The sequence below is a fragment of the Xanthomonas euroxanthea genome (assembly GCF_903989455.1).
In the GTDB taxonomy this organism is placed as follows: Bacteria; Pseudomonadota; Gammaproteobacteria; order Xanthomonadales; family Xanthomonadaceae; genus Xanthomonas; species Xanthomonas euroxanthea.
This window is the reverse complement of sequence record NZ_LR861803.1, coordinates 1,429,174-1,441,286: the sequence shown is the minus strand read 5'-3', so window position 1 is coordinate 1,441,286 and position 12,113 is coordinate 1,429,174. Positions and strand designations below refer to the sequence as shown.

General features: G+C 65.4%; 9 protein-coding genes and 1 pseudogene. 8 read left to right on the top strand and 2 right to left on the bottom strand.

The genetic code is table 11. From position 1 onward, the window contains the following. Window positions 1-35 precede the first annotated feature (35 nt). The 4 genes and pseudogenes from minD (at window position 36) to H7A86_RS21160 (ending at window position 2,798) form a co-directional block, all read left to right on the top strand. The gene (gene minD / locus H7A86_RS06200; RefSeq protein WP_046342008.1) at window positions 36-845 is read left to right on the top strand and encodes a septum site-determining protein MinD; all 810 of its coding nucleotides are present in this window, start codon (window positions 36-38) and stop codon (window positions 843-845) included. Window positions 846-847: 2 nt separating this feature from the next. Next, a complete protein-coding gene (minE, locus tag H7A86_RS06195) occupies window positions 848-1,105 on the top strand; it encodes a cell division topological specificity factor MinE (RefSeq protein ID WP_005994583.1) in 258 nt (85 codons plus the stop codon). A 67-nt stretch (window positions 1,106-1,172) separates the two neighbouring features. After that, window positions 1,173-1,664 carry a hypothetical protein gene (locus H7A86_RS06190; RefSeq protein ID WP_119132559.1) on the top strand — a complete coding sequence of 164 codons (492 nt, stop codon included), beginning with the start codon at window positions 1,173-1,175 and terminating at the stop codon, window positions 1,662-1,664. Window positions 1,665-1,993: 329 nt separating this feature from the next. Beyond that, a pseudogene (locus H7A86_RS21160) lies at window positions 1,994-2,798 on the top strand (sugar phosphate isomerase/epimerase family protein). Here H7A86_RS21160 and H7A86_RS06180 read toward each other — a convergent pair. Both H7A86_RS06180 and H7A86_RS06175 read right to left on the bottom strand, forming a co-directional pair. After that, window positions 2,795-4,078, bottom strand: coding sequence for a sensor histidine kinase (locus tag H7A86_RS06180; RefSeq protein ID WP_119132558.1), 1,284 nt, complete (start codon window positions 4,076-4,078; stop codon window positions 2,795-2,797). The pseudogene H7A86_RS21160 and the gene H7A86_RS06180 sit on opposite strands and share 4 nt — an antisense overlap. Beyond that, the gene (locus tag H7A86_RS06175) at window positions 4,071-4,787 is read right to left on the bottom strand and encodes a response regulator transcription factor (protein WP_119132557.1); all 717 of its coding nucleotides are present in this window, start codon (window positions 4,785-4,787) and stop codon (window positions 4,071-4,073) included. The genes H7A86_RS06180 and H7A86_RS06175 overlap by 8 nt, the downstream gene beginning before the upstream one ends. A gap of 136 nt (window positions 4,788-4,923) precedes the next feature. Here H7A86_RS06175 and H7A86_RS06170 point away from each other — a divergent pair, with 136 nt between their 5' ends. The 4 genes from H7A86_RS06170 (at window position 4,924) to H7A86_RS06155 (ending at window position 12,100) form a co-directional block, all read left to right on the top strand. Further along, the gene (locus H7A86_RS06170) at window positions 4,924-6,669 is read left to right on the top strand and encodes an ArnT family glycosyltransferase (protein ID WP_180708051.1); all 1,746 of its coding nucleotides are present in this window, start codon (window positions 4,924-4,926) and stop codon (window positions 6,667-6,669) included. A 100-nt stretch (window positions 6,670-6,769) separates the two neighbouring features. After that, window positions 6,770-7,534 carry a phosphatase PAP2 family protein gene (locus H7A86_RS06165; protein ID WP_119132556.1) on the top strand — a complete coding sequence of 255 codons (765 nt, stop codon included), beginning with the start codon at window positions 6,770-6,772 and terminating at the stop codon, window positions 7,532-7,534. Then, a complete protein-coding gene (locus tag H7A86_RS06160) occupies window positions 7,531-9,186 on the top strand; it encodes a phosphoethanolamine transferase (RefSeq protein ID WP_119132555.1) in 1,656 nt (551 codons plus the stop codon). Before H7A86_RS06165 ends, H7A86_RS06160 begins: the two co-directional genes overlap by 4 nt. Before the next feature lie 895 nt (window positions 9,187-10,081). Further along, window positions 10,082-12,100 (top strand): M2 family metallopeptidase, encoded by a 2,019-nt coding sequence (locus H7A86_RS06155; protein WP_119132553.1) that lies wholly within the window; start codon window positions 10,082-10,084, stop codon window positions 12,098-12,100. The last annotated feature ends 13 nt before the right edge of the window (window positions 12,101-12,113 follow it).

Genomic DNA, 12,113 nt, shown 5'->3' with positions numbered 1-12,113 from the left:
GCAGCCCAACCACAGAAATATTTCGGAGAAATCCTTTGGCTGAAATCATCGTAGTCACCTCCGGCAAGGGCGGCGTCGGCAAGACCACCACCAGCGCGAGCCTAGCCTGCGGGCTGGCACGGCGCGGCAAGAAGGTCGCCGTCATCGACTTCGACGTCGGTCTGCGCAACCTGGACCTGATCATGGGCTGCGAGCGGCGCGTGGTGTACGACTTCGTCAACGTCGTGCATGGCGAAGCCACGCTCAAGCAGTCGCTGATCAAGGACAAGCGCTTCGACAACCTGTACGTGCTGGCTGCCTCGCAGACCCGCGACAAGGACGCGCTGACCCAGGAAGGCGTGGAGAAGGTGCTCAAGGACCTGGCCGCCGACGGCTTCGACTACATCGTCTGCGATTCGCCGGCCGGTATCGAGAAAGGCGCATTCCTGGCGATGTACTTCGCCGACCGCGCGGTGGTGGTGGTCAATCCGGAAGTCTCCTCGGTCCGCGACTCGGACCGCATCATCGGCCTGCTCGATTCCAAGACCCGCAAGGCCGAGCAAGGCCAGACCGTGCCGGCCTTCCTGCTGCTGACCCGCTATAGCCCGGGCCGCGTGGAAGGCGGCGAGATGCTCAGCATCACCGACGTGGAAGAAGTGCTCGGCCTGAAGGCCATCGGCGTGATCCCCGAATCCGGCGACGTGCTCAATGCCTCCAACAAGGGCGAGCCGGTGATCCTGGATGCCGAGTCCCCGGCCGGCCAGGCCTACGACGACGCGGTCGCCCGCATCATGGGCGAAGAGCGCCCGATGCGATTCACATCCGTGGAGAAGAAAGGCTTCTTCAGCAAGCTGTTCGGAGGGTAAGCATGGGCCTGCTCGATTTTCTCAAGAGCAAGAAGAACACCGCCGAGACGGCCAAGAACCGCCTGCAGATCATCATTGCGCAGGAGCGCAACCACCGCGGCGGTCCGGACTACCTGCCGCTGCTGCAGCGTGAATTGCTGGAAGTGATCAAGAAGTACGTCAACATCGACGCCGATGCGGTGCGGGTGGACCTGGTCAAGGATGGCGAGCATGACGTGCTCGATATTTCTGTCGCCTTGCCCGAAGACGGCGACAAGTAAGCGATCGCCGCGGCACCGTGCCTGCACGGTGCCGCGGTGACGGCCCGAACCGACCGCGAGCCCTTGCGTGACCATCGATTCTTCCTCCAGCCCCGAGCCAGCCCGCGTGTTGTGCGTGGGCGATATCGGCCTGGATGCACCCACTGCCCTGCTCTCAGGTTATGGTTTGCGTCTGCATCGGGTGGACGCCGGTGCGCCGATCCCCGGCAGTTTCTGGGGCGAACCGGAGGCCGGCATCATCGGCTGCGATGTCTATGTGCGCGACGACACGCCGGTGCATTCGCTGCTGCACGAGGCCGGGCACCTGATCGTCCTGCCGGCCGACAAACGCGCGGCCGTGCATACCGACGCGACCGATTCGGTGGATGAAGAAGACGCCACCTGTTACCTGCAGATCCTGCTGGCCGAGCAATTGCCGGGCGTGGGCAGCGCGCGCCTGATGGCCGACATGGATACCTGGGGCTACACCTACCGGCTCGGATCCACGCGCGCCTGGTTCGAGCAGGATGCGGACAATGCGCGCAGCTGGCTGCTCGCGCGCAACCTGTTGCCGCAATAACGCCGGATCGCCGCTACCTGATCGTCAGGCCGTGGCGTACCTGCAGGCCGGCATGCACAGGCTGCCAGCATGCAGCCCCCGAATCGAGCCAGTGGCCACGCGCTGCAGTGCCGCTTCACTGTGTGGCACAAGCAGGCTACAGACGACGGGGTCGTCAGCATCCGCATAGACCATGCCGAATGCTCGCGTGTAAAACATGCCGGCTGCCGTCTCCGTGCAGGTCGCGCGCCATCGCCAGGCGCGGTGTTTCGTAGCACTGCAGGTCACGCCGCGCAGCATCACGACGGCGCAGACATCTCCTCAACGCCACGCCGCGTAGGCTGCAGCGCATGCATAGCCTGTTTCTCAACACGGTGCTGCTGGGCGGCACCGCAGCCGATAAATTGTCGGCCGCGCAGGCGGCCGGCTTCGATGCGGTCGAATTGTGGGAACAGGATCTGCAGCAGTTGGCGCGATCGCCGGCGCAGGTGCGCGGCGCCCTCCACCAGCTCGGGCTTGGACTGACCGACTACCAGGTGCTGCGCGATGTGGACGGTGCCGCTGACGGGCAACGCGACCAGTGCCGCGCGCACGCGCTGCAGATGCTGGAAACCGCCGCCGCGTTGGGCGCGGGCGTGGTGCAGGCACCGGCCAACACGCGTACCGACGTCGTGCCTGCACGGATCGTCGAGGATCTACGCTGGCTGGGCCGTGCCGCGGCCGAGCACGGCCTGCGCATCGCCTACGAACCGATGGCGTGGAGCACGGTCAATCACACCCTGCCTGCCGCGTGGGCAAGCGTGCGTGCCAGCGGTGCGGACAACATCGATCTGGTGGTGGATGCCTACCATGTGTTCGCGCCAGGACGACCTGGACGCCATCCCGGCCACGCGCATCGCCAACGTGCAGTTATGCGATGTGGCCCAGCCGGTGGCGCCAGGTGCGCTGGCCGCGGTGGCGCGGCATGCGCGCCTGCTGCCGGGCGAAGGCTGCTTTCCGCTGTCGGCGCTATTGCGGCGCCTGGCCGGCATGGGCTACACAGGGCCGATCGGCATCGAGGTCTTCAACGATGTCCGCAAGGCTGCCGCTGCTCCGGCCACCGCGGCGGCGGCGATGGCCGCACTGCGCAGCTGCCTCGAGCGTGCCGGCGCTTAGCCGCGCTGCGCGCCGCTGAGATCCAGCGTCACCACCGTGCCCTGCCCCGCGCTGGAATCCAGGTGCAGATGCCAGCCCAGATGCTCGCAGAGCCGTCCGATCAGCTCAAGCCCGATGCCGTTGCCCTGGCGTGCGTTGTCGCGCGCCAGGCGCGCGTAGATCGCGCTGATCTCCTCCGGCGTCATGCCGTGGCCCGGGTCGGCAATGCGCACTACCCCTGGTGCCGATAGCGAAACGCGGATGATGCCACGGTCGCTGTTCTCGATCGCGTTGCGCAACAGATTGCCGATGGCGGTGTGCACGATCGCCACCGGTGCGGTGAGGCTGCATGGCGGAAGCGGGTCGGTGAGCACCTGCAGATCCTTGTCGGCGAGCAGATGCGCGTGGTCGGCGACGATCTCCGGCAGCAACAGATCCAGGCGCAGCGTATCGCTGCTGCGCGTCAGCCGGCCGGGGTCCTTGGCCAGCACCAGCAATAAGGTGATCAACTGCTCTACCGCGGCGCTGGTCTGCGCGATGCGCTCCAGCTGGTGGCGCACCGCCGGCGGTGTGCCGGGTTGTTCCAGTGCCAGTTCGGCAGCGTTGCCGATCACCGCCAGCGGAGTGCGCAACTCGTGGCTGGCACTGTCGATGAAGGCGCGTTCGCGTTCGACGAACTGGCCGTTGCGATCGAGATAATCGTTGAGCGCATCGGCAATCACGTACAGCTCGGCGCTGCCCTGCGGGCCAACAGCAATGCGTTGTGCACGCCGCTCCGGACGCAGCGCGCCGATGTCGCGCGCCAGCTCCACCAGCGGGCGCACCAACCGCGCCATCGCATACGTGCCCATCAGCAGGGTGATGCCGATCAGCGCGACGCCGGCGGCCAGCATCCAGCGGGTGATGAACTGCTCCAGCGCTTCGAAGTCGGTGATATCCAGCACCAGCGCCAGGCGCCCGGCATGCGGGGTGTCGCGCACCATCACCGCGCTCTGGCGGCCGGCGATCTCCAGCTCGTCGTGCAGGCCGGGATGCAGCGTACGCAGGACCGGCGGCACCGTCGCGCTGCCGTCGACACGATACAGCCGCAAGGTGTCCGAGTCCTGCCAGCGGTAATCCGGATTCTGCGCACTGCGGTCCAGGATGCTGTCCAGCTCCGAATTCAACAACGAGCGCCACACGCCGTGTTCCGCGCGCTCGTGCAGATACTGCGCGGTGCCGAACACCGCCAGCACCATCAGCAGCGTGTAGCCGAACAACCACACCAGCACGCGGCGGCCCAACGGGCGCTGCCTAAGCATCGCTGCACTCGCCCGTGGCCAGATCGCCGACGCCTTCCAACGGCGCCAGGCGATAGCCCAGCCGCGGCAGCGTATGGATCAGTTTCTGCGCGAACGGGCCATCCACGCTGCGGCGCAACTCGTAGATATGCGAGCGCAGCATGTCGCCATCGGGCGGATCGTCGCCCCAGAGCGATTGCTCAAGACGCTGCCGGGTGACGGCGGCGGGGCTGGCCTGCATCAGCACTTCCAGCAACTTGCGGCAGGCTGGATACAGGTGCAGCACCTGGCCGGCGCGGGTGGCTTCCAGGGTGGACAGGTCCAGACGCAGATCGGCCACCTGCAGCAACTTGCCGCGTCGGCGCCCATGCGCACGCGCCAGCAGGGCCTCGATGCGAACCTCCAGTTCCGGCAGCGCGAACGGCTTGGTCAGGTAGTCGTCGGCACCGGCGCGAAACCCGGCGATCTTGTCGGGCAACTCGTCGCGGGCGGTGAGCATGATCACCGGCAATTCGGACTGGTGCTGCTCGCGCAGGCGGCGCAGTACTTCCGGGCCGTCCATGCGCGGCATCATCCAGTCCAGCACCAGCACGTCGTAGTGCTGGGTGGTGGCCAGGTGCAGGCCGGTGACGCCATCGGGCGCGGCGTCCAGGGTGTGCCCGCGCGCTTCGAAATAGTCGAACAGGTTGGCAACCATGTTGCGGTTGTCTTCGATGACCAGCAGCCGCATGAGCGCGTTTCCAGGGCGGCCCGGCAGGGACGATGTGCGCATCCTAACCGAGCCTGGCCGAACACGGCCGCTCTGGAGGGTTCCGACAAAATTCCGACCTGCCAGCCGGATAGTGTGGCGCCCCACCGCTCGGGGCGTGCGCGTGTCGCCTGCCATCTCCGCCGCCACTTCCCGCCAGCGCGCACTGCTTGCCGCCGTGGTGCTGATCATCGTCAGCCTGCTGGCCGGCCTGGGCCTGCGCCAGCCCAACCCACCGGATGAGCCGCGCTTTGTGCTGGCCGCACGCAGCATGATCGAGACCGGCCAGTGGTTGCTGCCGCATCGCGGCCGCGACCTGTATGCCGAAAAGCCGCCGGTGTTCATGTGGTTGCAGGCGGCCAGCTACAAGTTGGTGCCGCACTGGACCGTCGCCTTCCTGCTGCCTTCGCTGCTGGCTGCGCTCGCCACCTTGTGGCTGACCTGGGACATCGCGCGGCGCCTATGGAACCGGCGCGTGGCGCGTCATGCGGTGCTGGCGTTGTTTGCGGTGCTGCAGTTCGGCCTGATGGCCAAGCGTGCGCAGATCGACATGGTGCTGGTCGCGCTGACCACGCTGTCGTTGTGGGGGATGCTGCGGCATCTGCTACGCGGGCCGGACTGGCGCGCATGGACGCTGGGGGTGTTCGCAGCCGGCGTGGGCACGGTCACCAAGGGCGTGGGCTTTCTGCCATTGCTGCTGTTGCTGCCGTGGATGGCGCTGCCGCGCAGGCGCTGGAGCGTGCTGCCGGCACGCGCACAGGCCGGGCGCAGCTGGTTGCTGGTGCTGCCGGCGTTTCTGGCCGGCACTGCGGTATGGCTTGGTCCGCTCGGCATCGCGTTATGGCAGAGCAACGACCCGGCGCTGCACGCCTACGCGCACGAGTTGTTGTTCAAGCAGACCGGCACCCGCTACGCGCACGCCTGGCATCACCTCAAACCGGCCTGGTACTACCTGCAGGTGATCGCCACGCTGTGGTTGCCGGGCTGCCTGGTGTTGCCATGGTTGCTGCCGGCGTGGTGGCGACGGCTGCGGCGCGGCGACCCGCGCTATCTGTTGCTGCTTGCCTGGAGCCTGCTGGTGCTGGTGTTTTTCAGTGCCAGCCCGGGCAAGCGCGAGGTCTACATCTTTCCGATGCTGCCGGCCCTGTGCATCGCCGCCGCACCGCTGCTGGCCGGGCTGCTGCGCAAGCGTGGCGTCCGCATGTTGCTGACCGGCTACCTGCTGCTGCTTGCGCTGGCCGCTCTTGCATTGGGCAGCGGCATCGCACTGCATCTGCACTGGGCGGAAAACACTGCATTGAAGCGTGGCATGGCGTTGGCCTCGCTGCAGTCGGTCGGCATGTGGTTGATCGGCCTGGGCGTGGTCGGCCTGGCGGCACTTGCCTGGTCGCGCGGCAAGCGCACCGGCACCGCGGTGGTGGTGGTGACCGCCGCGCTATGGATCGTCTACGGCCTGGGCTTGATGCCTGCACTGGATCCCTACAGCTCTGCTGCGCGGGTGATGCAGCGCGTGGGGCAGCACATCGGCCCGGATGCCGAGCTGGGCATGCTGGCCTGGCGCGAACAGAACATGCTGCAGGCGGACCGGCCGGTGACCGACTTCGGCTTCAAGGCAAGCTGGCAGCAGCAATGGGCCAAGGCATGCCCCTGGCTTGCACACGCCCCCGAGCGTCGTTGGTTGTTCGTCCTCAAGCAGGCAGTACCGGCCTGCATCGATCCGGCGCAACGTTTCGATGTTGGCGAATCCAATCGCAATCAATGGCAGTTGGTGCCGGGCACGGCATGGCATGCCGGCTGTGTTGCCGCTGATACCGATACCGATACCGCTACCGATCCTGGTGCCGGCGACAGCGAGACAGACTGAACGCCGGATAGCGTGTTAACGGCCGAGCAACCCCGGTCCGACCGCTTTCCGACAAGCCGCTTTCGAAGATGCCGGGCATAGACCACCGGCCGATGCTTCGATGACCACGTTTCCCGTATACGCACCTGCCCTGACGCGCACAGCCACTGCTGCGCAAACCCGCTTCCTGGTTCGGCATCTGTGGCTACCGCTGGCCGGCGTGCTGGTGCTCAGCGCGTTGTTGATGGGTGCCGGTGGCGACCAGTGGATTGCCGATGCGCTGTACCGGCTGGAAGGCGGGCATTGGCTGCTCAAGGACCACTGGTTCACCAGTGGCGTGATTCACCGCGTCGGCAAATGGCTGAGCACCGCAGCCGCTGTCAGCGTGCTGGTGCTGGCGCTGGTTGCCTGGTGCCGGCCACGCCTGCGTGTGCTGCGCTGGCCGCTGACCTATCTGGCTGCATCGATCGCACTGTCGACCTCGCTGGTGTCCTTGCTCAAGTCGTGGACGGCGATGGATTGCCCCTGGGATTTGAGCCGTTATGGCGGCACCCAGCCGATGATCGGGCTGTTCGAATCGCGCCATGGCATTGCCGCGTCCGGTTGTTTTCCGGCAGGTCACGCCAGTGCCGGTTATGCGTGGGTGGCGTTGTATTTCTGTGCGCTGGCACTGCGTCCTGCATGGCGTGTTCCTGCATTGTGGCTGGGCATCGCGGCAGGGCTGTTGTTCGGGATTGCGCAGCAACTGCGCGGCGCGCATTTCCTGTCGCACGACCTGTGGTCGCTGGCGGTGTGTTGGGGAACCGCACTTGCACTGTACTGGGGGATGCTGGCTCGACCGCATCGCGCCAATGAAGTGGTGTTGCAATCGGGGGATGCAGCATGAGCACCTATCTACCGCAATCGCGTGGGCGCAAACGCCTGCGCGCACTGACCTGGACAACGCGCCCCACGGTCTCGACCGAGACGCTGGTGCTGTTATCGAGCGTGTTCTTTGCACTGGTGTGCAATCAGCTGTTCTGGCACACGGCCATGGCCACGCATCCGGGCAGCCTCGGGTTTGCCATCTCGCTGATGGCGCTGCTGGTGGCCGTGCATGCGTTGTTGCTGGGCCTGCTGGTCTGGCGCTGGAACGCCAAGCCACTGCTGACGCTGCTGCTGTTCACCACAGCGCTGGCCGCGCACTACATGGACAGCTACAACGTCTATCTGGATGCGGACATGCTGCGCAACGTGCTGCATACCGACCACAAGGAATCGCGCGAGCTGCTCACACCCGGCTTGATCCTGCCGCTGCTGTGCTACTTCCTGATTCCGACCACGCTGTTGTGGCGCATTCGCCTGCACGCGCGCAGCATCGGCAGATCGCTGGCAACCCGCGCCGGCTTTTTGCTGGTGGTGGCAGTGCTCGGCGCGGCCGGCGCGATGCTGTCCTCGCAAGACGTCTCCGCGTTGATGCGCAACCACCGCGAGGTGCGTTACCTGGCCACGCCGATCAATTACATCGTTGCGCTGCGGCAGAACCTCAAGTCCGATTCGCCGATCAAGCACGCGCCCAGGCAACCGGTCGAGCACGATGCCATGGCCACGCCACGCGCACCGGGAAGTCGTCCGCGCCTGCTGCTGGTGGTACTGGGCGAAACCGCGCGTGCGCAGAACTGGGGCCTCAACGGCTATGCGCGCCAGACCACACCCGAGCTGGCGCAGGCCGGGGTGATCAATTTCCCCGACATGCATTCGTGCGGCACCAGCACCGAGGTCTCGGTGCCGTGCATGTTTTCGCCATTCGGCCGCCGCGATTACAACGAGGACATGATCCGCAGCCACCAGTCGCTGCTGCATGTGCTCGAACATGCCGGCATTTCCACGCTGTGGCGCGATAACCAATCCGGCTGCAAGGGCGTCTGCGACGGACTGGAGATCCAGAAGCTGGACGATGCCACCACGCCAGGGCTGTGCGCCGACGGCCGTTGCATGGACGAGATCCTGCTGAGCGATCTGGCTGCACAAGTGCGGGCAAAGCCCGGCGACCGCGTGGTGGTGCTGCATCAACTCGGCAGCCATGGACCGAGTTATTTCGAGCGCTACCCGGCACGGTTCGAGCGCTTCAAGCCGGTATGCAAGACCGCCGACCTGGGCAGTTGCAGCCGCCAGGACATCGTCAACGCCTACGATAATTCCATCGCCTACACCGATCACTTCCTCAACCAGGCCATCCACGCACTGCGCGGGTTGCAGGATTACGACACCGCGATGATCTACCTCTCCGATCACGGCGAATCGCTGGGCGAAAAAGGCCTCTACCTGCATGGTGTGCCGTACGCGATCGCGCCCAAGGAACAGACCCATGTCCCGATGGTGATGTGGTTCTCGCCGGAGTTCGCACGCGACCGCGGCCTGGACGAAACCTGCCTGCGCCACCGTGCCGGCCAGTACACCGACCAGGACGCGCTGTTCCCATCGGTGCTCGGGCTGATGCAGGTCAAGACCAGCGCCTATGCACGCGAACGCGATCTATTTGCGCAATGCACGGGATAAACGCGGTTGGATACTCCGAACTTGGTTATCGAGTGCGCAGCGCCCCTCAGACATGGAGCCAATACGTCATGATCGAACAGGGCGCATCCAGCACTGCTCTTCTATGCGCACCGACCATCTCGACTGGTCCTTGCCCGCCCACCGTCGCGGGACCTTACGCGGCATGGATGCCGCGTAAGAGCCTACAAGGACGTACTTGCGGCGTGTCCTGCGATGGTGGGCGGGCAAGGGCCCTGCAGCCAAGTCGCAGATCAGCCGCCATGCAACTAATCTATCCATGCTATCCAAGCCCTTAAAGCACGACATCCAAAGCAATCGGGACTTAGAACACTGGCATCGTTTAAGTGCGATCAAATGCTTGAGTCAAAAGCTTAGTCAGTAGAGGGCGCGGCGTCCTCACCGCTCGCGGGACACGCCGTGAACCTATCCCTGGGGGCTCGGTGGCGGCATCCATGCCGCCACACGGTCCCGCAATCGGCGAGGACACCGCACCAGACAGTGTGCTGATTGTTTTACTGAAAACCATGCACACCGACCACCTCGACGGGTCCTTGCCCGCTCACCGTCGCGGGACCTTGAGCGGCATGGATGCCGCGCCAGAGCCTACACGGACGTACTTGCGGCGTGTCCTGCGATGGTGGGTGGGCAAGGGCCCTGCAGCAAACCCGCAGTGTCGAGGGCGCGGCGCCCTCACCGCACCAGACAGTTGCGTTGTTGAAAACCATGCACACCGACCATCTCGACGGGTCCTTGCCACCCATCGTCGCGGGACCTTCGTCTCCCCTGATCAGCAGATATGCACCTGCAGACGTCCGCGTCGCGTGCGCAGTGACAATGCTTGCGGTAGATCGCGCTGCGTTCTAGCCTGCGTCGGACTTCACCGCAAGGACCACCCGTGAATCCTCGTTTGTTGTGGCTGGCACTGGCCGTGGCCGCCGGCACGCTGTCGTTGTCGGCCTGCCGTCGGGATACGGCAGAACCCGCCAGGCCCGCAGCGGCCAAAACCGCCCCGCAGGAAAGCGCCGACCAGTTTGTTGCTCGCATCAGCGCCGAGTACAAGGCCGCGTACCCGGAAGTCACTGCCGGGCAGTGGTTGTCTTCGACCTACATCAATGGCGATTCCCAGTTGCTGGCCGCCAAGGCCAACGAGCGCTCGCTGGCGCAGCTGGACCGCTGGATCGAACAATCCAAGCAGTACGCAGGTACCCCGATGTCGGCCGACAGCGCGCGTGCATTGCAACTGCTGAAACTGATGAGCGCCCTGCCCGCGCCACGCGACCCAGCCAAGCTGGCGGAGCTCACCCGGATCGCCGCCAAGATGGAAGGCGACTACGGCGCGGGCAGTTATTGCGTGGGCGATGGCGAGCAACGCCGCTGCCGCCAGCTCGGCGAGCTGGAGCAGGTGCTGGCCAGCAGCCGCGATTACGCAGAGCAACTGGATGCCTGGCAGGGCTGGCATGGCACCGCAATCCCCATGCGCAAGGACTACCAGCGATTTGTCGAGCTCGCCAACGAGGGCGCGCGCGGACTGGGCTTTGCCGATGTCGGCGTGCTATGGCGCAGCGGCTACGACATGCCGCCGGCGCAACTGGCCAGCGAAACCGACCGTCTCTGGGAGCAGGTCAAACCGCTGTACGCACAACTGCAGTGCTATGCGCGCGGCAAGCTCGATACGCAATACGGCAAGGACAAGGGCGAGCTTGCCGGCGGCATGTTGCCCGCACATCTGATGGGCAATATGTGGCAGCAGGACTGGAGCAATCTGTGGGACCTGCTGCAGCCGTATCCAGGTGCCGGCGATCTGGACATCACCGCCGCGCTGGAAAAACAATACCAGGGCAACCTGAGTGCGGTGCTGGCACGCACCACGGGCACCGAAGGCGGCAGCGGCGCCCGCTTCCAGGCCGAACGTGAAGCGCAACTGCGCACCGCAAGACAGATGACCGAGCGTGCGCAGGACTTCTACACCTCGCTCGGCATGCCCAAGCTTCCCGACACCTATTGGCAGCGGTCGCAGTTCATCAAGCCCCTGGACCGCGACGTGGTCTGCCATGCCAGCGCGTGGGACATGAACATGGGCGGCGAGCCAAACCAGAACATCGGCGCGGACGTGCGCACCAAGATGTGCATCAAGCCAACCGAAGAGGATTTCACCACCATCTACCACGAGCTCGGCCACATCTATTACGACCTGGCCTATAACCCGCTGCCGCCGCTGTTCCAGAACGGCGCCAACGATGGCTTCCACGAAGCGATCGGCGACACCATCGTGCTGGCGATGACGCCCAAGTATCTGCAGTCGATCGGCATGGTGGGCGAACAACAGGCCGGCCGCGAGGCGCTGATCAATTCGCAGATGCGCATGGCGCTGAGCAAGGTTGCCTTCCTGCCATTCGGTTTGATGATCGACCGCTGGCGCTGGGGAGTATTCGATGGCTCGATCACCCCCGAGCACTACAACCAGGCCTGGTGGGAGCTGAAAGCCAAATACCAGGGCGTGGCGCCGGTGACCCCGCGCGGCGAGGAGTTCTTCGATGCAGGCGCCAAGTACCACGTGCCGGGCAATACGCCGTACACCCGGTATTTTCTGGCGCATATCCTGCAGTTCCAGTTCTACAAGGGCCTGTGCGAAGCCGCAGGCCATCAAGGCCCGTTGTACGAGTGCAGCTTCTACGGCAACAAGGACGCCGGGCAGAAGTTCTGGTCGATGCTGCAACGTGGCGCCAGCCAACCCTGGCAGACCACGCTGAAGGAACTTACCGGCAACGAGCGCCTGGATGCCGGCCCGATGCTGGAATATTTCGCACCGATGAACGAGTGGCTGAAGCAGCAGAACCAGGGGAAATTGTGCGGCTGGCAGGCGACCGCGCCCGCTGCCGCCGGCAACGCGCCGCCGCCTGCCGCGATGCACTGACGCGCCGCTTTCC